This window comes from Arsenicibacter sp. R0_47, assembly GCF_057652235.1.
On sequence record NZ_JBYFCJ010000010.1, the window covers coordinates 140,888 to 167,289 of the forward strand.

The 26,402-nt window shown below is 52.4% G+C and carries 16 protein-coding genes; 6 read left to right on the forward strand and 10 right to left on the reverse strand.

Features of this window, described 5'->3' with window-relative positions; genetic code table 11:
- Nucleotides 1-121: 121 nt before the first annotated feature.
- On the reverse strand, nucleotides 122-808 hold the full coding sequence (locus AC23NW_RS18275) for a porin family protein (protein WP_487451107.1): 687 nt from the start codon (nucleotides 806-808) through the stop codon (nucleotides 122-124).
- A 230-nt stretch (nucleotides 809-1,038) separates the two neighbouring features.
- Between AC23NW_RS18275 and radA the strand changes: the two genes are divergently transcribed.
- Nucleotides 1,039-2,418 carry a DNA repair protein RadA gene (radA, locus tag AC23NW_RS18280; RefSeq protein WP_487451109.1) on the forward strand — a complete coding sequence of 460 codons (1,380 nt, stop codon included), beginning with the start codon at nucleotides 1,039-1,041 and terminating at the stop codon, nucleotides 2,416-2,418.
- 96 nt (nucleotides 2,419-2,514) lie between these two features.
- Here radA and AC23NW_RS18285 read toward each other — a convergent pair whose 3' ends face one another.
- From AC23NW_RS18285 to AC23NW_RS18320, 8 genes are all read right to left on the reverse strand, one after another.
- Nucleotides 2,515-3,087 (reverse strand): phosphatase PAP2 family protein, encoded by a 573-nt coding sequence (locus tag AC23NW_RS18285; RefSeq protein ID WP_487451110.1) that lies wholly within the window; start codon nucleotides 3,085-3,087, stop codon nucleotides 2,515-2,517.
- A 39-nt stretch (nucleotides 3,088-3,126) separates the two neighbouring features.
- Entirely contained in the window at nucleotides 3,127-3,945 is an 819-nt protein-coding gene (locus AC23NW_RS18290; RefSeq protein ID WP_487451111.1) for a lysophospholipase, read from the reverse strand.
- Nucleotides 3,946-4,137: 192 nt separating this feature from the next.
- Entirely contained in the window at nucleotides 4,138-5,118 is a 981-nt protein-coding gene (gene trpS, locus AC23NW_RS18295; protein WP_487451113.1) for a tryptophan--tRNA ligase, read from the reverse strand.
- A gap of 99 nt (nucleotides 5,119-5,217) precedes the next feature.
- Nucleotides 5,218-7,485, reverse strand: a complete 2,268-nt coding sequence (locus AC23NW_RS18300) for an NADP-dependent malic enzyme (RefSeq protein WP_487451114.1) — start codon at nucleotides 7,483-7,485, stop codon at nucleotides 5,218-5,220.
- A gap of 46 nt (nucleotides 7,486-7,531) precedes the next feature.
- Nucleotides 7,532-8,602, reverse strand: coding sequence for a hypothetical protein (locus tag AC23NW_RS18305; RefSeq protein ID WP_487451115.1), 1,071 nt, complete (start codon nucleotides 8,600-8,602; stop codon nucleotides 7,532-7,534).
- Nucleotides 8,603-8,671: 69 nt separating this feature from the next.
- The gene (locus AC23NW_RS18310; protein WP_487451117.1) at nucleotides 8,672-9,394 is read right to left on the reverse strand and encodes a hypothetical protein; all 723 of its coding nucleotides are present in this window, start codon (nucleotides 9,392-9,394) and stop codon (nucleotides 8,672-8,674) included.
- A gap of 109 nt (nucleotides 9,395-9,503) precedes the next feature.
- The gene (locus tag AC23NW_RS18315) at nucleotides 9,504-10,355 is read right to left on the reverse strand and encodes a LytTR family DNA-binding domain-containing protein (RefSeq protein ID WP_487451119.1); all 852 of its coding nucleotides are present in this window, start codon (nucleotides 10,353-10,355) and stop codon (nucleotides 9,504-9,506) included.
- Nucleotides 10,356-10,363: 8 nt separating this feature from the next.
- Complete coding sequence (locus AC23NW_RS18320; protein ID WP_487451121.1) at nucleotides 10,364-11,587, reverse strand: exo-beta-N-acetylmuramidase NamZ family protein; 1,224 nt, start codon at nucleotides 11,585-11,587, stop codon at nucleotides 10,364-10,366.
- An 806-nt stretch (nucleotides 11,588-12,393) separates the two neighbouring features.
- On the opposite strand from AC23NW_RS18320, the gene AC23NW_RS18325 reads away from it, so the two are divergent.
- On the forward strand, nucleotides 12,394-16,716 hold the full coding sequence (locus AC23NW_RS18325) for a beta strand repeat-containing protein (RefSeq protein WP_487451123.1): 4,323 nt from the start codon (nucleotides 12,394-12,396) through the stop codon (nucleotides 16,714-16,716).
- A gap of 215 nt (nucleotides 16,717-16,931) precedes the next feature.
- Nucleotides 16,932-21,545: a choice-of-anchor Q domain-containing protein gene (locus AC23NW_RS18330; RefSeq protein ID WP_487451124.1), complete on the forward strand. Its 4,614-nt coding sequence runs from the start codon at nucleotides 16,932-16,934 to the stop codon at nucleotides 21,543-21,545.
- Between the two features lie 109 nt (nucleotides 21,546-21,654).
- Here AC23NW_RS18330 and AC23NW_RS18335 read toward each other — a convergent pair whose 3' ends face one another.
- Nucleotides 21,655-22,368, reverse strand: a complete 714-nt coding sequence (locus AC23NW_RS18335) for a LytR/AlgR family response regulator transcription factor (protein WP_487451126.1) — start codon at nucleotides 22,366-22,368, stop codon at nucleotides 21,655-21,657.
- 330 nt (nucleotides 22,369-22,698) lie between these two features.
- Here AC23NW_RS18335 and AC23NW_RS18340 point away from each other — a divergent pair, with 330 nt between their 5' ends.
- The 3 genes from AC23NW_RS18340 to AC23NW_RS18350 are packed head-to-tail and all read left to right on the forward strand — an operon-like array spanning nucleotide 22,699 to nucleotide 26,397.
- Nucleotides 22,699-23,325: an RNA polymerase sigma-70 factor gene (locus AC23NW_RS18340; protein WP_293833612.1), complete on the forward strand. Its 627-nt coding sequence runs from the start codon at nucleotides 22,699-22,701 to the stop codon at nucleotides 23,323-23,325.
- Nucleotides 23,326-23,334: 9 nt separating this feature from the next.
- Complete coding sequence (locus AC23NW_RS18345) at nucleotides 23,335-24,384, forward strand: FecR domain-containing protein (protein ID WP_487451127.1); 1,050 nt, start codon at nucleotides 23,335-23,337, stop codon at nucleotides 24,382-24,384.
- A gap of 51 nt (nucleotides 24,385-24,435) precedes the next feature.
- The gene (locus tag AC23NW_RS18350) at nucleotides 24,436-26,397 is read left to right on the forward strand and encodes an STN and carboxypeptidase regulatory-like domain-containing protein (RefSeq protein WP_487451128.1); all 1,962 of its coding nucleotides are present in this window, start codon (nucleotides 24,436-24,438) and stop codon (nucleotides 26,395-26,397) included.
- The last annotated feature ends 5 nt before the right edge of the window (nucleotides 26,398-26,402 follow it).

The window sequence follows — 26,402 nt, forward strand, 5'->3', positions numbered from 1 at the left end:
TTTTTTCAACGGGTTTGTTGTTGGTTATATTTTGGGTTGTCACAAAAATGTGGGGTACGTTCTTTCTGTTGGCCCACCACTACATTCATTATCCAGTATCCAGAACATCCAGTGTCTAAATTTAAAAAATCCGGTAAGCCAGCGTAATCTGCCACGAGTTTAGCTTCTGCGAAAACTGCGCGGAACTGCCGGAAGGACCGAGGTCGATGGCGGCAATGTTCGAAATACTGCCTTCACGACGTACATCAAGTCCCAGGCGGCCAAGGTCGAGGCCAACGCCCAACTGGTAACCATAGTACGCTTTAGCCCAGGCATCGTTCAGGCTACCAGACGTATATTGTGTCAAGGCATCGCGCAGATTCTGGTTGCCGCCTACTTTGAATGACACCACCGGTCCGGCTACTACGCGGAGCGGACCACCTTTTAAGCCTAACAGAATCGGTACGTCGAAACTGGTTGTGGTTACGTTAACTGTTTGGGTGCCCTCCGGACGAACAATGTCGAACTGCCCTGATTTTGTCGAGTACAACAGTTCGGGCTGGATATACAGGTTTTTGCCGAAACGGGTATAAATCCCGAACGAAGTACCCGTACGGCTATCCAGGCTCTGCCGTATATTATCCCGGATGACCTGTCCGTTTACACTGACCGCCGGCGAGCCGTTGGCATTCAGCCGTGTTGTAACAAACTCACCAAACTTAAGCTGCGATAAATTGACACCCCCTTTGATGCCAATCTGAAAACCACCCTGTGCAAATGAAACGGCAGGTAAAATCGCTATTAATACCAAAAGAAGGCTCTTCTTCATGTTTTTTCTGTTGTTTCGTCTATGACTGTTGACTTAACGTTTACCCCTATTCTCTGGTCTGTGAAACCAACTTATTTTGAGTAAACGGTGTTTTTCAATTGCCGGTAGATGCGGGTTAGGTGGCCAGCAAAACCCGAAAGGCGCCTGTTGGATATGGGATGCCGCATAAGGTTTAACGGGCTTCTTAAAAAATACACCTGACTTCTTTAGCGGTAACTAACCACTTGACAATGGCTAAAATCAAAACCACTTATTTCTGCCAGCAGTGCGGGCATCAGTCGCCCAAATGGCTTGGCCGTTGCCCTTCGTGCGGCGAATGGAATACATTTGTTGAAGAACTGGTTCAGAAAGATGAACCGGAGAAAGGCAACTGGCGGGCATCGACCAGCATCACCAAAACGGCGGCTAAACCCAAAGCGATCCATGCCATAAACTACGAAGAACAACCCCGCACGCTGACTACAGACGGGGAGTTGAACCGCGTGCTGGGAGGCGGTATTGTTCCCGGCTCGCTGGTGTTGATTGGCGGTGAACCTGGTATCGGTAAATCAACCCTGTTGCTCCAGATTGCTCTCAGTCTGAAAGATCAGCGGGTGCTGTATGTGTCGGGTGAGGAAAGCGAGATGCAGATTAAAATGCGGGCGGAGCGGCTGCCGGCTGTGCCGGCCAGTGATTGCCACATCATGACCGAAACGTCGACGCAGAACATTTTCCGCGTGATCGAACATTTCGAACCGGAAGTACTGATTATCGACTCGATTCAGACCATGCATTCGTCGCTGGTGGAGTCGGGGGCGGGCAGTGTATCGCAGGTGCGGGAATGCACGGCCGAGTTTATGAAATACGCCAAGGACAGCGGGGTGCCGGTGTTTATGATCGGCCATATTACCAAAGAAGGCTCGCTGGCGGGCCCGAAAGTGCTGGAGCACATGGTTGACACTGTGCTGACGTTTGAAGGGGACCGTCATACCACATACCGTATTCTGCGGACGACCAAAAACCGCTTTGGCAGTACATCCGAACTGGGTATTTACGAAATGCTGGGGTCGGGGCTGCGGCAGGTAACGAACCCGTCTGAAATCCTGATTTCGCAGCGGGAAGAGACGCTGAGCGGCATTGCCATCGGCTCGATGATGGAAGGCAACCGCCCGCTGATGATTGAAATCCAGTCGCTGGTCAGCATTGCCAATTACGGAACGCCGCAGCGGAGCAGTACGGGTTTTGATAGCAAGCGCCTGCAGATGCTGCTGGCCGTGCTCGAAAAACGGGGCGGTTTCCGGCTCGGGCAGCAGGACGTGTTCCTGAACGTCGCCGGCGGGCTGAAAGTAGAGGATCCGGCGATTGACCTGGCGGTGTGTGCGGCGATCGTGTCGAGCTACGAGGATGTGGCGATTCCGGCCTCGGCAGCGTTTGCGGCTGAAGTCGGGCTGGGCGGTGAAATCCGTGCCGTTAACCGGATTGAGTCGCGGATTTCGGAAGCCGAAAAACTGGGCTTCAAACAGATTTTTGTGTCGAAATACAACCTGAAAGGCATCGACGTGAAGAATTACAAAATTACGGTCAGGCCCGTGACGCGGCTGGATGAGGTGTTTCAGGCAGTGCTGATGTAGTTTTTTCGCCACGAAGACACCATGACGGGAAGAAGCACTACCTTGTTAACTTTCTTCATGCTGTACGTCTTCGTGGCAACTGTTTCCTTATACTGCTTAGATACTTTTAGCCTTTGTGGTAGTATAAAAACGGGTATACACCCACACACTACCGAAAGCGGCCAGCGTACCGATGCCAGCACCGGCCAGCACGTCAAGCGGGTAGTGGGCACCAACGTAAATGCGGCTGTAGGAAACCAATACAGCCCAGATATATAAAAACTTTACCCACGGGTAGCGATGGCCCACCAACAGTGTCAGTACCGTCGCCATCGCAAAGGTGTTGGCTGCATGTGAGGAGGCAAAACCGTACAGACCGCCACACGGTAACACCGGATGAATCAGCGGTTGCAGCGCCTCTACATGGCAGGGGCGGGGCCGGAGTGTCAGCGGTTTTAAGATAGATGAGGTAATCTGATCGCCAAGGGCTACGGCAGCGGCAATGGTCAGGATTATCCCGCCGCCCTGTTTCCGGAATTGCCAAATGAGCCATCCCGTCAGCAACAGGTAAAAGGGAATCCACGTATTCCGTTCGGTAAACCAGACCATGATGGGGTCGAGCCAACCGGCGTAGTGGCGGTTCAAAAACAGAAAAAGATCGGTATCCAGTCGGAGCAGCGCGTCAATCATCGTGGCGCAAAGGTAAACAAGCCGAACGAAAACACGGACTTATCGGGCCAGTTGCGTATCCAGCCAGCCGGTCATGTGGTCCAACACAGCTTCTTGTTCCGGTTCATTGTGGATTTCGTGATAGAGACCGTTCCATGTTTTAAACGTCAATAACGCCTTATTTCCGTTTTCGTAAAGTGCTTTTGATCCATCCGGACCGGCAATCGTATCGGCTGTGCCGTGCATGATCAATGTTGGCACCTGAATGTCGGCGGCATGGTCGATGGCGTATTGCTGCGCTTCATAGGCTCCGAAAAACCAGCCGGGCGTGATAACACTATGGTTTAGTTTATCCGCTTTATAAGCGGCTACCACGGCCGGATCGCGGGAAACGGCCGATACATCGAGCTTCGACGAAACCTGGATCGACGGCAGGATGTTGCGCATGGTTTTGGCCAGCCAGATCTCAACCTTCGGCAGTTCGTAAGGCACTTTCAGCCAGGCTCCCTGTACAACGGCGCCATTGATCCGGGGCTGGCGACAAATCAGAAAGTTGGCCAGAATGTTGCCGCCCATCGAATGCCCGAACAAAAAAACGGGCAGTTCGGGGTATTCGGTCCGGGTAAAGTCGAGGAGGGTTTGTACGCTGTCGAGCAGAGTGTCATAGCGGTCGACATGGCCGCGTTTTCCTCTCGTCTGACCATGGCCGGGCAGGTCGTATGCCGTTACTGCATAGCCGTGGCTGTTCAGGAATGCCGCCACGTGGGCATACCGTCCGGAGTGTTCTCCGAAGCCATGCACAATGCCGACAACCGCTTTGGGCTGGTCAACCGGCCAGTGCCGGGCAAACAGATGAGTCTGGTGAAAAGGGAGAAGCATATTTTAAAGAGCGGCCGCCGCGCGGCGAAAGAGATAAAGAGTGAAAGAGTGAAAGAGCGGGGCGCTATTTAACCGGTATTGTGTTAAATCCGCCTTTTCGTTGCGGTTAATTTATCAAAAAATCGCTCTTTTGCCGCGTAAGCGTCCGCTCTTTCGCCGCACGGCGGCCACTCTTTCGCTCTTTAATCATAATCAGTTGTATCCCAGAACGGTCCGGACACGCTCGATGGTGTGAGCTGCGATGGAGCGGGCTTTTTCTTCGCCGACCCGTAGCTCGTGTTCGAGGGCATCCGGATTTTCGTTGTAGTAGTAGTTAAACTGCTCACGTTCGGTCGCGAAACGGGTAATGATCAGCTCATACAACTCCTTTTTCGCGTGGCCGTAGCCATAGCCACCGGCCATGTATTTCTGCCGCATGGCCTCCGTTTGCTCCGGCGTGGCGATCAGGGCGTACAACTGGAATGTAATGTCAGTGTCCGGATTTTTCGGTTCTTCCAGCGGCGTTGAATCCGACAGAATCTTTTTGATGACCTTATACAGGTCATTGGCCGGCTGGAAAATGTCGATGTAGTTGCCGTACGACTTGCTCATTTTCTGGCCGTCGATGCCCGGAATGGTCATAATCCGTTCATCGATTCTGGCTTCCGGCACCACAAAAACCTCCTGATTGTAGTGGTTATTGAACGCGCTGGCAATGTCGCGGGTAATTTCCAGGTGCTGACGCTGGTCTTTGCCGACCGGCACCAGATTGGCGTTATACAACAGGATATCAGCCGCCTGCAGGACCGGATAAGTAAACAAGCCGGTGTTGACGGCAGAGGTCGACCGTTCGGCTTTATCCTTGAACGATGTTGCGTTTTGTAACATCGGCATCGGCGTAAAGCAGTTGAGATACCAGGCCAGTTCAGTATGCTCCGGCACCCGCGATTGCCGCCAGAACGTTGTCCGGACGGTGTCGAGGCCAAAGGCCAGCCACGTAGCCGCAATGGCGCGTGTAAAGTCCCGACGTGTTTCACCGTCGCGGAGGGTCGTCAGCGAATGCAGATCGGCTATGAACAGAAACGAGTCGTTGCCCTCCTGACGGGATAATTCAATAGCCGGCACAATGGCCCCCAGAAGATTACCAAGGTGAGGGCGACCACTGCTTTGAATACCTGTTAATATGCGTGCCATGTAACGAAAAGTGAATGGATAATGTAAAATGAATAATTGACAATGCCCTTGCTGAGCCACCATTATTCATTTTACATTATCCATTATTCATTAAAAAAATTATTTGCCTTGTGCCTCAACCACGGCGATGGCTACCATGTTTACGATTTCGCGTTCTGACGATCCCAGCTGCAATACGTGAACCGGCTTGCGCAGACCCAGCAGAATCGGGCCGATGGCATCGAAACCAGCTGCTTCCGACATCAGGTTGTAGGCGATGTTCGAGGCCGACAGGTTCGGGAAGATCAGCGTGTTAGCGCCTTCTTCGGCCAGTTTACTGAACGGATGATTCTGGCGCAGCAGTTCAGTATTGAACGCTAAGTGAGCCTGAATTTCACCGTCAACAATCATGTCCGGATGCTTTTTGTGCAGCAGATCAACGGCTTTGTTCATCTTCTCGGCATCATCGCCTTTGGCCGAGCCAAAGTTTGAGTACGTAACGAGGGCGATGCGCGGCTTGATGTTGAAGCGTTCAACGGCGCGGGCGGTCATCTCCGTGATTTCCACGATTTCTTCCGCCGTCGGGTTAAAGTTAACTGTTGTATCCGAGAAGAACAGCGGGCCGCGCTTGGTCAGCATGATGTACATACCGGCCACTTTCTGTACACCCGGTTCCTTACCGATCACCTGGAGGGCCGGCCGGATGGTGTCCGGGTAGTTGCGGGTCAGACCGGAGATCAGCGCATCGGCTTCGCCGGTTTCGACCATCATTGCCCCGAAATAGTTGCGGTAATACATCAGTTTGCGGGCTTCACGGGCGCTGACACCTTTCCGCTGACGCTTCTGATAGAATCCGTCCGCGAATTTGTTAATCAGTTCGTCCTGCTCCGGCGAACGGGGATCGAGGATCGGCGTATCGCCCAGGTCCAGGTTGTTCTGTGCAATCAGGTCGCGGATCAGCTCCTGCTCACCCAGCAGGATCGGGTAGGCAATGCCTTCGTCGCGGACCTGTTGGGCGGCTTTCAGTACTTTCAGGTTCTCGGCATCGGCAAATACCACCCGCTTCGGATTGGTTTTTGCCTTGTTGATGATCACCCGCGAAATCCGGTTGTCCTGACCGAGGCGGCGGGCCAGCTGGCCTTCATACGCTTCCCAATCGGTAATCGGGCTTTTGGCCACACCGGATTCCATCGCGGCTTTTGCAACGGCCGGGGCAACGGTCTGCAACAGGCGCGGGTCAACCGGTTTCGGAATGATGTATGTCCGGCTGAACATCAGGTTGTCGGTACCGTAAGCCATGTTCACGAGATCGGGAACCGGTTTTTTCGCCAGTTCGGCCAGGGCACGGACAGCGGCCAGTTTCATCGGCTCGTTGATTTCGGTAGCACGGACGTCGAGGGCACCCCGGAAAATGTACGGGAAGCCCAGTACGTTATTCACCTGGTTCGGGTAATCCGAACGGCCGGTTGCCATGATAATGTCCGGCCGGGCTTCAATCGCTTCTTCGTAGCTGATTTCCGGCGTCGGGTTGGCCATCGCAAACACAATCGGGTTGTCGGCCATGGTTTTGACCATCGCCTGACTGACGGTGTTGCCTTTCGACAGACCGATGAATACGTCGGCGCCCACAAACGCTTCTTCCAGCGTATTCAGGTCGCGTGCAGTCGCGAAAATGCTCTTCCGCTCGTCGAGGTCGGTACGGTCCGCGCGGATGACCCCTTTACTGTCGCACATGACCACGTTTTCGACGTTGGCACCCAGCGCTACGTAGAGTTTCGAGCACGAGATAGCCGAAGCTCCCGCACCGTTCACCACGATTTTAACCTCTTCGATTTTCTTGCCGACCAGTTCGAGGGCGTTCAGCAGGGCCGCACCGGAAATGATGGCGGTACCATGCTGGTCATCGTGCATGATCGGAATGTTCAGTTCTTTTTTCAGGCGCTCTTCGATCTCAAAGCACTCCGGTGCTTTGATGTCTTCGAGGTTAACGCCGCCAAACGTAGGTTCCAGAATCTTAACGGTTCTGACAAACTCATCTACGTTTTTGGTATTCAGCTCAATGTCAAATACGTCAATGTCGGCGTAGATTTTAAAGAGCAGGCCTTTTCCCTCCATCACCGGCTTACCGGCTTCGGGGCCAATATCGCCCAGACCCAGCACGGCCGTACCGTTAGAGATTACGGCGACCAGGTTGCCTTTGGCGGTATATTTATAAACGTCTTCCAGGTTGTCGGCAATGGCAAGACAAGGTTCGGCTACGCCTGGTGAGTACGCCAGCGACAGATCGCGCTGTGTGTTGTACTCTTTGGTAGGAACGACCTCCAGTTTGCCCGGACGGCCTTTTGCGTGATATTCGAGCGCGTCTTCGCGCCGGATTTTCTTCTGCATGGGCACTTAATCAAGGATGGTTTCGTAGCGCGAAGGTACAGAAAAACTAATTGCCCGAAGCGGATTGATTTATCCGGAGAATGATTTGTCGCATTTGATGACGGTCGAGCCAGACCCAACACGTCCAGGCAATTAGCAGACCCGCAACCGCTCCCAACATCCAAAGAACCGGCCGCGTATGGGTATCAGCGTGAGGGGGTGTATTTGCCTTTAGCACCAAACGGGAATTGTTTATAGCAGCCTCAATCCGGAAGACATTAATTTGTGTAAAGTCATCGACCTTATCGCCAAATGAAAGCGCGTCGGTCCCGGTCAGCTTTCTGGTTAAATCCTGCTCCATAATGGTCAGCTGAACGGGCAGTCCGGCACGAAGCTGACCCGGTAATGACAATACCTCATCGCCGAATTCTTTTTTTGTGGCGCCAAACGAGAACTGTGGAAATTCGTTGAGCCGGAACGCTATGCCCAGTGGTCTGCCTTTGCCCGACTTCACGATCCGGACCTCATTAACAGTAGCCTGTAACTGGTGTGTCCGGTTGCGCTGCGTTGCCGGCGTATAAGCAGCATAGCCCAGCCACACCAGTCCGGCGATAAACGCGACATAGCCCAGCACGAGGCCGCGCAGCAGCCGGGTTTCAGCCGTATTGAGACCCTGTCGGAACGGGACCGGTTGCCCGAACTGCGTCAGGAGTTCTTTTAACTGGTCATAATCTGCGTAGTAAGTTTCCAGGATGCTGAACCAGTCGTCATGGGTATAGATTGTCAGTTGTTTTTTGTCGGGTGTTGCTTTGCCGCCGGCGGCTTGTTCATTGTAGGCCACAATGTCGGATAACCGGATACGGGCGCGTTGCCCGAACCCTTTACGGATCAGCAACTGATCGCCGGAGACCCTGACCGATACGGTCACAAACAACGGAAAGGTCATGAGCAGGAGCAAGGCCGGCAACAGGACGCCCAGCCACCGGAGAGCCGGAACGAGGTTGGGGAACGGTTGGGCAGAAAGTGGCCTCAACGCCAGTATCACTATCCCGATTACCGTCAGGAAAAGCAGATAGGTGAAGATATAGCCCGTAAGCTTCATGCGGTAGGTGCGGGGCGGAATGGATAGCGTGATCATAACATTGGTCTGGTTCTGATCAAAAATAATCCCCTTGCCTGATCGGCGCAACCGGTACCGGATGGATGGTTAGTTTGCGGGACGACCTTGCGTCAGCTGACGGATGGCAGCCACATGGCACAGGGCCACCATCGGTACGACAAACCCCGGCAACCACACAAACGGGAACTTCAGAATACCGACGTTCGGCTGGTCAAAATTCAACTGTTGCACGGCAGTAGGAGCCGACAGGAAGGCAATCGTGACAATGTTGATCAACAGAAGCAGGGCAAGCAGGTTCCAGATCAGCAGTGCACGCGTTGACACTACCTGCTTGCGGAACACCAGCCAGCCGATGGCGGGAGCGGTCAGACCCGACAGTATATCCGGATTTAAGCCCTCGAACGTCATCATTTCCGGAATCTGCCGGTGTACAAACAGACCGAGTAATACCAGTTCGACCGGTACGCGGATAAGGTGAAAATACGTGAGGGAGCGCAGCGGCAATGCATCCAGAAACTGTTTACCGCCGGGTGTAACGGTCAGGGCAATCAGGCCGGTAAACATCGGGACAACGACCAGCATGATGCGCGGGGGGATAGCCGATAGGTTCACGAAAAAATCATTGGCCGCCAGCGTGCCGGTGAGTGTCATCCAGCCAATGGCCAGACTGGTGAACCATACTGCCTTTTTCGGGCGTGTGCTGCGTAAAAGATGGTAGAAAAAGAGGAGTGAAATGATGGTGATCAGGACAAAACTTACCACAAGCCATACCGGTGGCTGCTGCGAAAGTGCTGAAAGGTCAGGTGTCATGTCGTTGCTGGTTTATAAGATATGCCGGCAAAACAATGGCTTGCGCGCAACGATACATCATGGACTTACAGGAAGATAGCTGAATGGTACCGGAATCGGGGCTGAATGGTCAGGCGGTTACCGGGCTTGCCAGCCATTTTTTCAGGTCTGCACTCCGGTACCGGCTGATGGTAACCGGCTCCGTGTCCTGATCTTTATGCAGGGCCGGCCGAAGCTCAACCTGAAGCTTACGGTTGGTATCGTCCTGCAGGCTGGCAATCGCTGCCCGGTGGGCAATGATCTGCCGGTTGAGCTGGAAGAAAAAGGGTTCCGGCAGGTGCGGCCCGATTTGGGTGAGGGCATTGTAGGCCGTTATTACCTGTTGCCCGTCCGTTTTGAGCAGTAATACCAGCCCGTTAGCCGAATAAAAGTAAGCAATTTCGTCGGGAAGCAGTTGCAGGGTGCGGGTACCGGCGTCAATCAGTAACCGTTGCGTACCGGTGACGATGGGTGTTTCGGTAGTGGCCGGTCCTTGTGGCTTTTCCGTTTGCAGGAGCCGGAAGAGATAGCGCCCGACATAGGCCCCGTTAACGATAGTGGCCAGGGTGGTGCAGACAACGGCCCCTGTCAGCAGCAGCGCGGGCGTCGGCCACTGACCGGTGTAAGAGCGGATTGCTGCCGGAAAGACGATTGAGAACGTCAGCAGGGTGAGTATACCGCCAAGGCCGATCTGCCAGCGTAGCCGTCGGGTCGCACCTTCGTGGAATGGAATAAGTCGGTCGAGCCAGTGAAAAAGCCGGAAGTTTACTTCCCAGCAGCAGAACATTACCGTCGCCACTGTCAGGAAATACGGCAGCGGGAAGGAATAGCCGGGCTGAAAAGGAAACCGCCGGCCAAATACCACGTGCGACACAATAGTGGCCGCCACCGGAATGGCAACCAATCGCAACAGGGTATCTCGCCGGCGGTTAATGGATTCCAACGCGTTGATTATTTATAGAGCAGGTATTTCTGCCGCATCTTCTTGTAGTTTGACAGGCCCGGCTCCCAGCTTTTGCGGATTTCGGCTTCCGGCGTACCGGCGATAATCTGTTTTTTCAGGTTTTCGGTGCCCGCAAGCTTGTCAAAATTACCCATTTGCTTGCTGAAGCTCATATCGAAGAACTTCTCCTTTTCGGGGTAGGCATTATACAGATCGATGAGCCATTTCAGGTTGATCTGCCGTGTTTTGTAAAACGTACCGGTGTTGTATTCCCGCAGGTCGAGGCCGTAGCAATCATTGTTCTGGTGGAGCGGCGTTTCGCTCATGCCTGGAATGGATACCGGTTTAAACGAAAACGCATACTTGCCTTTCAGCGCCGGCGCGCCCAGTACGGTGAACGGGAAATGGGTACCCCGTCCCTGACTCACAATCGTGCCTTCGAACGGGCACAGGCTCGGGTAGAGCAGAATTGACTGTGGCGTGTTCAGGTTCGGCGATGGCGGTACCGGCAGCACATACGGCGTATCGTGGGTGTAATTGGCGACCTTAATGATTTTCAGCTTACACTGCGCTTTGTTGGCCAGCCAGCCCTCGCCGTTCAGCATCTGCGCAAACTCACCGATGGTCATGCCGTGCGTAATCGGAATCCGGTGCCGGCCGATACCCGACCGCAGGTGATCTTCCAGAATCGGCCCGTCGACGCAGAAGCCGTTAGGGTTCGGGCGGTCCAGAATCATCAGCTCCTTGCCGTTTTCGGCGCAGGCTTCCATCACGTATTGCAGCGTGTTGATATAGGTATAAAACCGGCAACCCACGTCCTGCACATCGAAGATCATCAGGTCCAGATCGGCCATGTCTTCCTTGCTGGGCTTATGGTGTTTACCGTAGAGCGAAATAATCGGAATCCCCGTTTTGGCATCGACCGCATCATCGACTTTAGCCCCGTTGCTGGCATTACCCCGGAAACCGTGTTCGGGCCCGAACACCTTAACGATCTTCACCCCGAGGCTGACCAGGCTGTCGACGCTCAGCTTATTGCCGATGATGGACGTCTGATTGACCAGCATACCTACGCGTTTACCTTTCAGGTAAGGCAGGTATTGGGCGGTTTGGTCGGCACCAGTCACCGGTGCCTTGCGCTGTATAGCCTGCGGTCCGGTGATGGTCGGCGTCAGGGCCGGCAGCGTTGCCGTGGCGAGCAGCAGCGCCGAAAAGAAAGCAATGAATTTCATGTTTGTTGCAGAATAGGAAAGGACAAAGGTACAAAGAGAATATTGACCGTTTATTAATGACAATTGATATCGGGAAAAACGATACATGGGTGCCTGATTGCTTGTTGCTTGCTTTTTGTTTCACGTACACCTTTTTGTTTCATGTACATAAACTCAGGGTTTATTTACTGATTAGGCGGGTTAATGGACTTATGTACATGCTTCTTGGCCCTGCATGTAGCTTTAGGTAGCTTTGAAGTTGATTCGGTAAGCAGATTAGTCAATAAATAGACGTCTGTAAGCCTGTTATTGTAACGTACATGTACTTTAACCAACTTTAAATGAACACACAATCTTTACTTGCTTCAGGCAGCTCTTTAGGCCATTGGCATAATCGCCAAAGAGTCAGGCCACGCTTTTATCTTCGGTTTATTTGCCTTGCTTTATTGATGGCTGTTGGGTTATGGCAGTCAGCAGAAGCGCAAACGCAGATTATACAACGAGTAAGAAAAGAGGCAGGTGTACGGAATACAAATGCCGGGCCTTTATCACTGACCATAACCCCCTCTCAGGCCAGTTATACAGAAGGGCAAAGCGTTACTGTTACCTTCTCGGGGGCAACCGTGGGTGATGATTATAATCTTGAGCTGTATGATAACTCAAACGATTATAATAAATTTGCTAATGATGTTGATATTCAGGTAAATACAGCTGCTACTAACACGATTGTAGGCTGGGTTAGTACTCAGGATTCTTATTTCGTTGTGAGGTTCAAGTCCGGATCAGCGGCTTCTGCGAGGATTTTAGGCATTATCAATACAAATACATTGAAAAGCAACGACTACGGCGATAGCCAGTCGTTTGCGATTGTTGCCCCGGTCTCTACGCCGGTTTTCTGTAATACGGTCGCATATGTAACCCCGGCAGGCGCCGGTGCCAACGATGGTAGCAGCTGGGACAATGCCCTGCCCGGCACACAGCTTGCACAAGCCTTATCAACGGCCTGTGCTAACACAACCTTCTTAGTCGGCAGTGGCTTGTACAAACCAACGACCGGCGCTGACCAGACGGCCAGTTTTTCAGTCGCATCGGGCGTACAGGTATATGGCGGGTATGTGGTATCCGGAAATACGGCCACGCGCCAGACATTTGTGGTCGGCACGCCGGCCAGTACTACGTTCTCGGGCGACATCGGTACGTCGGTGTCTACGGACAATAGCTATCGGGTTGTAGAAATCATTGGAACAGCTGCCGGCACCCGGCTGGATGGAATTGTGATTACCGGAGCGCGTGGCGATGCTGTTAATCAAAGCGGGGGTGGTATTTACAGTACTGGTGCCAGCTTTACACTAGCCAACGCAACACTGACCGATAATGCCGCTAATCATGGTGGAGCCGTATATATGCAGGGCGGAAACCTGTTTATCACAGGGACGAATGTTACGCGGAATACGGCAAACAATAATGGCGGCGCGCTGTATTTTACCAATGCGGCAACGTTCGTATTAGACAACAGCTCACTTTCAGATAACAGATCGATTAACAGTAACGGCGGTGCTGTCTATACCGGTAGTAGCCTTACGGTTTCGGTTACCAGCAGTACAATCGGGCAGAACTCGGCTCCGTCTGAAGGCGGGGCTTTCCGGGTGAACGGAAGCGTTAATCTGGTTATGACAGGCAGTAAAGTAGTGGCCAACTCGTCTGTAAACAGTAATGGTGGGGTGTTTAAAATTTCGGGCGGCTTAACGGCTACTATTACCAGTAGCAGTATCAACCAGAATAGTTCCAGATACAACGGTGGATGCTTTGATGCCTCAAGTGCAGTCAATCTGACGCTTGCCAACAGCGCGTTTATCGGAAACGTATCCGGGAGCAGCAGCGGTGGAGTGGTCAATAGCACTGGTGGCGGCCTGACAGCAGTTATTACCAGCTGCAGTATCAGCCAGAACTCATCCAGCTACGGTGGCGGGTTTGCTAATTTGTCAGGGGCTGTCAGTCTGACGGTCACGGACAGTGATTTATCGGGCAATAACTGTACAAGTAGTAATGGCGGGGTAATTAATACCAGCTCAACTATAAATGCGGTTATCAACAACACACAGATACGGCAAAACGTAGCAAACAGTAACGGAGGTGTGTTCAAGGCTGACGGATCCATGAACCTAACGCTTTCAAACAGCAACCTTTCGCAAAATATCGCTCGTAACAGTAACGGTGCTGCTGTTTATGCAAGTAGCCTGACGGCAGTACTGACCAGTTGTACGATCAGTCAGAATACGGCGAATGCGAGTGGGGGGGCGCTTTACATTCAGGGCGTAGCTGCGTTGACGGTCACGAATGGTGATATGAGCAATAACAGTTCATCCAATGGTAATGGCGGATTTTTATACGCCCAGTCCGATGTAAATCTAGTGATGGATGGGGTCAGACTGGAGCAGAACAACGCTAATTACTCAGGAGGAGTTGTTTACTCATCAGGCTTTGGTACTTTCTCTGCCAATAACAGCGTATTTAAACAAAACAGGGTTATAGCTAACTATAGCAATGGCGGGGTATTTTACTTTAGCACCGGCGTGAATGCTACCATTACCAGCAGCTCAGCCATCCAGAATACTGCTACAGCTTCAGGAGGGGTAATCGCTGCGGGCTACATATCAGGGCGGTTAGTCATTAGCAATAGTCTGTTTTCGCAAAATCAGGTTACGCAAAACGGTAACGGTGGTGTAATGTATGTCGCTTCTCCTTTGACTGCTACCATTACCAGCACAACCATGAGCCAGAATACATCGCCTAACGGAGGGGCCGCTATCGCGGCGTCATCAGGGTCAACGACCTTCGTTACCGATAATTCATACTACACCGACAACGTGGTAGTTCAGGGCGGAACCGGTGGTGCCCTGTATCTGAACGGCGGTATTACGTGCATTAAAAACAGCGTATTTACCGGAAATACCTGTCCGAATCCGGGGGGAGCTATCTATATTGGCTCACCGACATCGCTCACCATGGCGAATACGCTTGTTAAACAGAATACCGTATGGCAAAATGGCCCGGGCGGTGGTTTGTATCTGACCCTCGCAACCGGCAATATTACCAGCACGACCATTAGCCAGAATACAGCGGTAAATGGTCAGGGAGGCGGTCTTTATGTAAGTGGCCCCGGCACCCTGACATTGGCCAACAGCCTGATCGATCAGAACGTTTCTTCTGCCAGTGATGGGGGAGGACTCTATGCCACAGGCGGTACGTATCTGGCAAGCTCAACCATTTCGCACAACATCGCTCCGCAAGGACTGGGTGGTGGCATTTATGTGTCCGGCAATGGACAGATGACAAACTGCGTTGTCACGCAGAATAGTGCGCTAAGCGGCGGAGGTATTGTGAGTGAGGGTAATGAATTCACGTTTGTGAATAACCTGCTTACTGGTAATGCCGCTTCAGAAAGCGGTGGGGCTATATTGACCGATGCAGCGATCACAGCGGTTAACCAAACTATCTCCGGCAACAGCGCCCCGACGGGTAGCGCGATATCGGTGCTGGGAACGGGTGTACTTGACCTGAAAAACAGCATTGTCTGGAACAACGCTACGCCGGCCAACAGCTTCTCGGTGGATGCAACCGCCTCGCTTTCGCTGACAAACAGTATCAGCGACCCGGCAGCAACCGGCTTTGGTAATGGTGGCAACAACAAAACAAATAATCCGCTGTTCAAGAATCCGGCAGCGGGTGACTTTTCGCTGAATGCCTGCTCACCGGCCATCAATGCCGGTACAGATGCGGCTAATACGACGACGACTGATCTGGCCGGGCTAAACCGGAAGGCCGGTACGATTGATATGGGCGCCTTTGAGTTTCAGGGTTCACCGGTAGCCTTAACGCTGACGGCTGCGGCCTCGAAGACACTGGCGTGTACGGGCGAAATTCTTCCGCTGACAGCAACCCTGAGCGGCGGCACCAGCCCGAACAGCTACAGCTGGACAACCAACAGTACGGGCGTAACGTTGCCGTCGTCGGCCACGGGTTCTCCGTTATCGGTTACGTTGACGGGCGCGGGCCAGAAGTCATTCACGGTAACCGGTCAGGATGCGGGCGGTTGTGCGGCAACGCCGGTCGTGGTTAGTGTGAGTGTTGTAAATGGTGTTAGTATTACCGCTCAGCCGGTAGCTTCGTCGGCGGTATGTGTCGGTGTTGCGGTGAGTGTACCGGTCAGCGTGACAGGCGATGTTGTTAGTCAGCAGTGGTATAAAAACGGTAGTCCGGTAAGCAGTCAGACGGCGACTACGCTGAGCCTGACGGCGACAACAGCTGATGCGGGCAACTATCAGCTGATTATTCAGACCAGCGGTTGTGGTAGCCTCACAAGCTCGACGTTTAGCCTGACCGTTAGTGAAGTGGCTGCTATTACCTCGCAGCCGGCGGCGGCTTCGGTTGTTTGCGTCGGAACAGCGGTGAGTGTGCCGGTGAGTGTTACCGGTGCAGGCGCTACCTATCAGTGGTACAAAAGTGGTTCGCCGGTAAACGGACAGACAATGGCTACACTGAGTCTGCCATCGGCTACTGTTAACGATGCCGGTTCATACTCACTGGTGATTACCGGAGGCTGCAACAGCGTAACGTCAACGGCGTTCAGCCTGACGGTGAATGCTGCACCTGTGGTAACGATCAATCCGTCGACAACCACTATCGCCGGTGGGCAGTCGGCAACGCTGACCGCTTCGGGGGCAGCCAGCTACACCTGGAGTACAGGATCAAACCTGACGGCAATCAGCGTTTCTCCGACGCAGGAAACGGTATATACGGTGACGGGCAGCAGCAACGGCTGTATTGGTACCGCAACGGCAACCGTTTCGGTAACTTGTAACAGCTCGGTAGTAGCCGATGCCGTTTCCATTACGCAGAACCTCGTGTTGGGCGGTGGCAACTGCGCGGTTTCGTTACAGGGGTATGGGTTTGGCAATGCGTTTACGATGACAGGGCCAAATGGCTATGTCTACAGCTCCGTGTACCGGAAGTCCGGCTTCTACACGGTAAATGCGCTGAAGGTTACGCAACCCGGCACGTATACCATGAATACAAGCTACACCGACGCCTGCGGGCGGGTTTCGACCGATACGGTGACGTATGTAGTGACGGGCGAAGCGTGTAAGTAAGTAAGTAAAAATAAGCAGGAGGCATTTGTTGGACTATTGTCACACAAATGCCTCTTTTTATTGCACTAGATATACTCACAATAGAGTGGAATAAAGATTTTGCTCCACATCACACTTCTTTACTACAACCTCAACTAATTGACATATGATTTATGGTCAAGTTTTTAAACGCAAGGACAGCAGAGAGGCTTTGTCGTTCACTATGTTTTTTATTAATGTTAACTGCCTTCTGCTACTCCGAAGGCCTTGCCGCCAGACGCTATGTTAAAGCCGGGGCTTCGGGAAACGGTAGCAGCTGGGCTAATGCTTCCGGTGATTTGCAGGCGATGATTGATGCCAGTAGTACCGGTGATGAAGTTTGGGTAGCCGCTGGTACGTACTTGCCGACAACGGCTCCGTCGGGTTGTACCGCCTGCGGACCGCGGGACGTGACGTTTTTATTGAAAGACGGCGTAAAACTCTACGGAGGGTTTCCGGCCATGGGCGATCCGGCATTCACTGACCGTGCCCCTGCCAGTTTCTCAACCATTCTGTCGGGCGATATCGGTACGCCAAACGTAGCAGGCGATAATGCCTATCACGTTGTGTCGTCCTTGAAGAGCGGACCAACTACGGTAATCGACGGCTTTGTCATAACCGGCGGTAATGCAGATGCTGCGTTTTCGGGAAAGTATAGTTACGAAAACCTGATTTTGACGCGTTATGAGGGCGGTGGTATTTACCTGCAACAGTCCTCTGTTTTGGTAAATCAAGTACTGCTGATCGCTAATAATGTCAATTATTACGGTGGTGGAATGATTATTAAATGGGATGCACAGGCACCTGTCAGTACGTCAATCACTAACTCGACAATTGTTAACAATACAACCGCAGACAATTACGGTGGCGGACTGGCTGATTATGGCACGAATACATACCTGAAAAATGTAGTTTTCAAGAACAATAAAGCTTACTCAGGTGGTGCCATTCACAGTGAAGGCTACGGAGCACTCACCATCGAAAACTGTTCGTTTATTAATCATAAGGCAACTTATCCGGACAGTTATGGGGGAGCCTTATATCTGACAAGGGACTTTACCATCCGGAACAGCTTATTTCAGGGCAATACGGTTAAGCACGGCTTTGGCGGGGCCATTGCTGTTTACAGTTGGGGAGAGCCGGTGAGTCAGACTAATGTTATTGAGAATTGCATATTCGACAGTAATGGCGGTAATGTAAACGGCGGAGCCAGCAGCGGTGTCTATGGTACACGAACCTATGAAGGCGGGGCCATCTATCTGTTCAGTAGCAAACCACTACAGATAAAAGAAACGCTGTTTAAAGGAAATCAGGCGAATTATGGTGGCGGGCTTTACATTGAACGCAATGCAGATTCGTTTTCATGTGTTGATTGTATCTTTAAAAGTAATGATGCAACGTATGTGATTAATGGTGAAGGAAGTGGCTATGGTGGTGCTGTGTCTGCCTATGATAAAGGTCGGTATGATCGTTGCTTCTTTATTGATAATGTATCGGATTATGGCGGAGGAGCGATGGATACGAAAAAATCAATAATTAGTAATTCAGTCTTCTCCGGGAATATGTCGCCTACGGGCGCAATTTTAAATAGTGAAGCATTGACGCTTGTCAATAGTACACTGGCAGGAAATAAAACGACAGCCTATGGAGGAGCCAGAATGGCGATTGTGGATGAACCGGCAAATGATAACGGGGTTTCTCTGCCTGTGCGGGATCCGGAGCGTGCTGCCATGCAGGCAAGTCTGGCCGTTGAACGGGCTGCACAAAGGGCATTGCTGAAAAACGCCGGAACTAATTCTGCCGGTGGCGCTGCCCGTTCGGCGTCAGCTAAAGCTGCTTACGGAACGTCAGGTGCTGCTGTGTATAATTACCCGAATGCAAAGACCGAGTTGGTTAACAGCCTTGTCTGGAGCAATTCAGCGACAACAGCAACTGTTGCTGAAAGACAGATATATTCAGTAGGTTCTAATGTCACGATCGAAAACTCTGTTATTCAGGATGGAATGCCAACCGGAGCGACCGATCAGGGCGGTAACAGCATAGCCAATCCGCTGTTTGTGAACGTTGCTAACCCGGCAGGGGTCGATAATGTACCGGGTACGGCTGATGATGGTTTATCACTTAGAGGTTGCTCTCCGGCTGTGAATACAGGAGGCGCTACGACACTGGTTACGACCAGTGACGTGACAGGTCGCGCGCGGGTTGTGGGTAGTACTGTTGATCGGGGTGCTTATGAATTTGTTCCCGGCAGCGGTAGTCGTTTTTATGTGAAATCCGGCAGTACAGGTAGTGGAAGCTCATGGGCTGATGCTGCCGGCGACTTGCAGCTTGCACTCGATAACGCATGTAACGGTATTAATGAAATCTGGGTAGCTGCGGGTACGTACCTGCCAACGACTGCTCCGGCAGGATGTACCGCCTGCGGACCTCGGGACGTGACGTTTGTATTGAAAGACGGCGTAAAACTCTACGGAGGGTTTCCGGCCACGGGCGATCCGCTATTTACAGACCGTAATCCGGCCAGCTTCTCAACTATTCTGTCAGGTGACATCGGCACGCTGAACGTGGCAACCGACAATGCTCACCATGTTGTATCTGCTTTTAATAGCGGGGCTAATACGGTCATTGACGGGTTCATTATTACAAAAGGAAATGCAGATTTACCAATCTGGAAAAACGGGGTAAACTCGGTCTACACCTATGACAGTTTCACTATTTCCCGTGGTTCCGGGGCTGGTATTCATATGCAGAAATCCGCTCTTCAGATCAATCAGGTGATCTTTCTGGCTAATAATGCTGATCAGGAAGGAGGAGCTATAATCAATAAATGGATGCAACTGGCTCCTGTCAGTACATCAATTACCAATTCAACCTTTACCAGTAATACGACTGATGACAACGTAGGTGGGGCAATATCGGATTATGGTACCAGTACATACCTGAAAAATGTAGTATTCAACAACAATAGAGCAAACAACGGAGGGGCAATTTATAGTGACGGAAAGCAGAGACTGGTCATTGAGAACTGTTCTTTCATTAATCACAAAAATGCATATCCTGACGGGTATGGCGGAGCGTTGTATGTGACCCATGACTTTACTGTCCGGAACAGTGTTTTCAAGGGTAATACACTAAAGCGCGGGCTTGGTGGTGCAATCGCCATTTATAGTTGGGGGGATGGTTCGCCGGATAGTCAGAATCTGATTGAAAACTGTGTATTTGAAAATAATGGGGGCAACAGTAACGGCGGCGCCAGTAACGGTACTTATGGATCACGTGCGTATGAGGGTGGTGCTATCTGGTCTTTCAGTAGAACACCCCTTCTGGTGAAAGAAACAGCATTCAAGGGGAATATGGCAAACTACGGCGGAGCGATCAATCTTCTGAATAACGATAACCTATTTACGTGTGTTGGTTGTACGTTTGAGGAAAATGATGCTAAATACCTTGCTTCGGGTGAAGGAAGCGGTTACGGAGCAGCTGTTTGCACCGATGAGGTATCTCTTTATGATCGTTGTGTATTCATCAATAACAAAAGTGACTATGCCGGTGGTGCTATCTACACGACAGGTTCTGTAATTACTAATTCAGTGTTTGCGGGTAATAAGTCTCTAGGGGGAGCTATTGAGAATACTGGCGGTCATCTGACAGTTCTTAACAGTACGCTGTTCGGAAACATATCATATCCTTACGTAGGGGCAGCCCGGGTAGCCATTGTTGATGAGCCTGAACCGTTACAGACCATATTGGCAGAACCGTTAAAAACACAGACCCTTGAACGGGTTGGCAGAGAGGCTGCTGTTGCGGCTGAGCGTCAACGGACAAAGCGTTTAACCAGGAGCAAATCAACTGCGGTGTTAAACGGAGCGGGCCGGTCAGCTACTGCCTCAGAGATTCCATCGACCGGTAGTGCGATTTACAATTATCCTAATGCAACCATCGAGCTGGTTAATAGTCTGGTCTGGAGTAATTCGGCTACGGCTGCAAGTGCGCAGGAACGGCAAATTTATACGGTTAATGCCAATACCTACATCAAAAACTCAATTATTCAGGATGGTATACCAACGGCCGCAACGGATCAGGGAGGAAACACTGCAGCCGATCCGAAGTTTGTAAATGCCGCCAATCCGGCTGGTGATGATAACCAATTCAGGACAGCAGACGATGGGCTATATATTGGCCACTGCTCACCTGCAGTTGATGCCGGTACGAGTACCAGTATTGTAATGACGCAGGATATTACGGGCGGGCCACGGGTACTTAACGACAAAATCGATATTGGGGCCTATGAGAATGCACCCTACCTGAGTCCGATTACGATTACTCCCGCTTCTGTAACCGTTGCCGCAGGCCAGCCGGTAGAATTAACGGCTTCAGGCGGAATGTCATTTACCTGGAATACTCCGGCTTCAGGGACAACAATTACTGTTTCACCGACCCAAACGACGGTGTATTCAGTGAGTGGTATTGATGCAAATGGCTGCTTAGGACAAGCCTCGGCAACTGTTTCGGTAAGCTGCGTCGTGGTAACGCCGCAGAGTGCCCAGGCGTCGTTTAATACGGTATTGGCTCCGGGTAATTGTCCGGCAACACTGGACTTTTCAGTCACCGGAAATTCAGCGGTATTAACCAATAACGAAGCAACCTATATCTTCAGCAGCGTGTACCGTAAGGCAGGGAGTAATACATTTAAGGCTTTAAATATAAATAAGCCTGGTACATACACCCTTACGGTTTCGTCAAAAGGTAGTTGTGGTCAAGTAGAAATGAAAAGCATTCAGATTGTTATTTCAGGAACCGGCTGTAATTAAGCAAAGGCTTTGGACTAAAAGCAGTGGTTTTGCTGATAGAAAGTTAAACGCCCCGGCGATGTTAGTCGGGGCGTTTTTATGCACAATTCTTTGTGAACCATGCCGGCGTCTAATTCGTCCGCGTAATCAGTCCTTTCTGAATATGCCGCCTGTTGAGCGTTGCCCGGTACTGCTCCCCGATCGGAATCGTGTGTCCGGAGGTCAGTACGAGTTCGGTCTTCCCGATCTGTACAATCGCCGACCGATTGACCAGGTAAGACCGGTGGACGCGTAGAAACGTATTCCCTTTCAGGGCTTCTTCCATTTTTGTGATTGACAAAATCGGCATATACGACTGACCGGTCGTGACAATGTGCAGAAAATTTTCCTGTGCCTTCATATACAGCACATCATCGTAGGCAATCTGAATGTAATTCTGACTTTCCCGGATCAGGAAGTAAGGATCAATATCGGATAGATGCAGCAGGTTAAACCGGTAACGGGCTTTCTCGGTGGCACTGATAAACCGGTCGGGACTAACAGGCTTCAGCAAAAAGTCAACCGGCGAAACATCATAACAGGCCAGGGCATGGTCGCGGTTGGCCGAAACAAAAATAACCATGGGCGGATGTGGCAGACTGCGGATAAAGGCCAGCCCTGACCCCTCCGGCATGTCAATGTCGCAAATGATCAGATCGACGAGGTGTTCCGCCAAAAGTGCATGTCCGTCAAGTGTAGATGAACAGGACGCGGTAAGTGCCAGAAAAGGATTGGACTGTACCATGTTACTGATAACAGCCCGCCAATGTGAATCAGGTTCAATAATCAGTGTCTGAATCTTCATTATAGCTACAAGTCAGAAAGGTATCTTATGGTTGAAACAGGGTGCTTTGTGGACAAAATATGGTGCTTTGTCAACTATTTTTACTTGACTGTAAGTCGCTGAAAAAGGACACACATTTTTTTGCTAAAAAAAAGGTACGAATGTCTGTTTGTTAATTAATTTATTGATGGTTAATAGATTAGGGTAGTAATTATTTTTTAAGGCTGTAAAAAAATAAAAAAACGCCCGTAGGGGTGACCGCTTCCTCAATTGTCATATCCCTGCCAGCCAACCAGATAGCCAATGATTCAGAATTCCCTGTTAGTTTTGCAGCACAACGGCAAAAGAACAGTGCAAACAACAGAACAGAACATACTGGAAGCTATCCGCGCCGGCAATGAACGGATCTATGAAGGGGTCTTCCGGCAGTATTACCCGTTGCTGTGTCGATACGCGAATTCGATACTCAACGATTACGACGAGGCCGAGGAGATGGTACAGGCCATGTTCCTGAACGTTTGGGAACGACGGGAAACATTGATTATCAGTACATCCCTGAAATCATACCTCTATCAGGCCGTTCATAACCGGTGTCTGAACCAGATCAAACACCGGCAGGTGCGGGCAGTTTATCAGCAACAGGTCGAAATTGAACCGGTGCAGACAGCTCTGTCGCCGGCCCACAGTGTGGTGGCCGACGAGCTGAACGTGCGGGTACAGGAAGCCATTGGCCGCTTGCCGGAACAATGCCGGCGGGTATTTGAGCTGAGCCGGTTCGAAGAATTGAAGTATCAGGAAATCGCTGATCAGCTCGGCATTTCCATTAAAACCGTTGAAAACCAGATTGGAAAAGCTTTACGCATTTTACGTACAGAATTGGCCGACTACCTGCCGCTTTTGCTCCTGCTAAATCATTCGGTAGCTGATTGGCTGTCGCAGCCCGAATCGCTCGACGCCCTAATCAGTGTGATCAGTTAACCAGACAGCATGATGGACAACGAGCAACAACCGATAGATGATAGCCTGATCGGCAAATACCTGGCCGGCGAAGCCACCGCCGGTGAAGCAGAACGGGTGCGCCGATGGCTGGAGGAGGGCCCGGAACAGGCCGCTGAATTTGACCGGTTCGGGCGTATCTGGGATGAAGCCGCCAACGTACCGGCCGCCCGTGCGGTCGATACGGACGCAGCCTGGGCGAAGGTAAACCGCCGGATGAAAGCCCTTCCGGCCGATACGCCGCCGGAGACGGGTCGGGAGCCGGTCATCCGGCCATTACATACACATATACCGCAACAACCGGTGCGTAGCATACAGCCGTTCTGGCGCGTAGCCGCGGCCGTGGTAGTGCTGCTGGGTGCGAGCTGGATCGGATACCTGTGGCTGAAACCGGCTCCGGTGCATCAGCAGCTGGCCCAAACGCAGGCCGCTAAACAGACGGTTACCTTGCCGGATGGCTCCACGGTGCTGCTCAACCGGAACAGCCGCCTGGATTTTCCGGATGCCTTTACCGACAGCACCCGGCACGTGACGCTCACGGGCGAAGCCTTTTTTGACATCAAACCCGATCCGGAGCACCCGTTTGTGATCAGTGCGCAGGGAACAACCGTGCGGGTGTTGGGAACCTCGTTTACGGTCCGGGCCTACAGCGATACCGTTCGGGTAGCCGTAGCGACGGGGCGGGTCCAGTTTGCCGCCAAAAAACAACGCATTGTCCTTCGCCCTGACGAAGAAGCGGTATATCTGGAGCAGGAAGATACCATCCGCAAAGCCGCGCTTTTATCGCCGAACATCATGGCATTCCGGACCAACCGGCTGACGTTCGATAAAACAGCGCTGACGGAGGTGGTGCGGTCGATCAGCGAGTTGTATGGCCAGCCAGTTACCCTGTCGAGTGATGCGATTAAGAACTGCCGGTATAACGGGTCATTCGAAAATGAGAAGCTCGAAGAGGTGCTTGACATCGTGGCTACATCGCTGAAACTGAAAGTAGAGCGGTCGGGGCAAGGGTATGTACTGGTCGGAAATTCCTGTCAGTGATAGGGGGAACCGCCGGTTGGAATGTCATAGCCTAAACTAGATTCGGTTCTCATGAAGTTTCGCCTATACGCATTCGTTTGCTGGCTGCTGGTCTCCATGACAATGGCGCCCACGGCCTCCGCTCAGACGATTTCTCCGCTCGAACGCCTTATTTCGGTTGATCTCCGGTCGGATCGTCCGGACGAATCCCTGCGGCTTATTGAGCAGCAGGGACGCTTTACGTTCTCCTACAACCCGATAATTATGGCCGGATTCCGTTCGGCGCCTCTGCGGCTGACTGCCCAGCCGGTGCGGGTGGTGCTGACCCAGTTTTTCAAAGGGACGCCGGTTACCTTCCGGGCAAAGGGGAACCACGTTATTCTGACCCAACAGGAAGTTACGGCCACCGCCCCGACCCACTTCATCGTTGATGGCTATATCATCGACGAAAAAACGGGACAACGGCTTGTGCAGGCCAGTATTTATGAGCGTACGACACTGGCGTCGGCGGTCAGTAACCCGTTTGGCTATTACCGGCTTCGGCTGCCAACCGCCTTGCCCAATGTCCGCCTGGAAGTACGCAAGAGTACTTACGAAGGCGAAACCGTGATTATTCCCCGCAAGCAAACACAGTCGCTGAACATTCAGCTGCGGCCGGTTCCGCCGGTGCCGGCCCAAATGCCGAAGGTGGCGGATATCCGTCCGGTGCTGCCAACCGTGCCCGCACCTGATACCATCCGTCCGACGGTGGTAACGCCGGCAGTCGATGTGCTGCCGGTGCCGGCTACGGACACCCTGAGCAAGCCCGGCCCGACACCCTGGCAGAGCACCTGGCGCAGTGCCCTGCTGGATGTAAACGACTGGTTTTTATCGGCAAAACAGATGGCACATGACATTAACCTGAGCCGCGATACGCTGTATCGCGAATGGCAGGTGTCGTTCCTGCCCTTTATCGGCACCAACCACATGCTGAGCGGCCGGCTGATCAACGGCTATTCGCTGAACGTTATTTCGGGGTATTCGCTGGGTGTCCGGCAGCTCGAAGTGGGTGGTGTGCTGAACATGGTGCGGGGCGATGTAATGGGTGTACAGGTGGCCGGTGTCGGAAACCTGGTCGGTGAAAACGTCATCGGCGTACAGGTCGGCGGGGCGCTGAATACAGTCCGGCGGAACATGACCGGTGTGCAGGTCGGCGGAGCGGCCAATGTGGTTGGCGGTAATGTGGAGGGCGTACAGGTTGGCGGGGCGTTCAATACGGTACTCGGCAACATGGACGGCGTACAGATTGCCGGAGCTTACAACATGAATGCCGGACGGGTATACGGCGTGCAGATCGCCGGAGCGTTTAACGTGGCCAACGGCGATGTGGTGGGCGGGCAGATTGCCGGTGCGCTGAACCTCGCGACACGGAGCGTTTCGCGCGGCTGGCAGGTGTCGGGCCTGCTGAACTACGCCCATGCACTCCGGCGCGGCAGCGGTCAGCTAGGGATCATCAACATCGCTGATTCATCGGCGGCGACGTCAATTGGTATTCTGAACATTGTGCGCCGCAATGGCTACCGGCGGTTTGAGCTGGGGGTAAACGAAACCCGGCTGACATCCTTCACCCTGAAACTGGGCAGCCGCTGGTTCTACAATGTGTTTTCCGGAGGCACACTGCTCACCAATGGCACACTGCCGACGGTCTGGCAAGTTGGTTACGGGCTGGGGACTAACCTGGTCCTGAAAAAACACTGGGGCATTTCGGTCGATGCCACCGGCCACCACGTATTCGAAGCCGGTATGCGGTATACCGATCCGAACTGGATGCTGCGTTTCAATACCATGCTTGAGCTACGGGTCGGTCGCCTTGGCTTCTCGGCGGGGCCGTCGCTGGTGGCGTGGCATCCGTCCTCAACCGGAACGGATCCGCTGGCGGGCCGCAGTCTGTGGCTGTCGAACCGGCCGACGACAAACGAACTGACCTGGTCCCACAACGGCTGGACCGGCTGGCTTGGCTTTCAGGCAGGCGTGCGGCTGACGTCACGGCGGTAATCAGG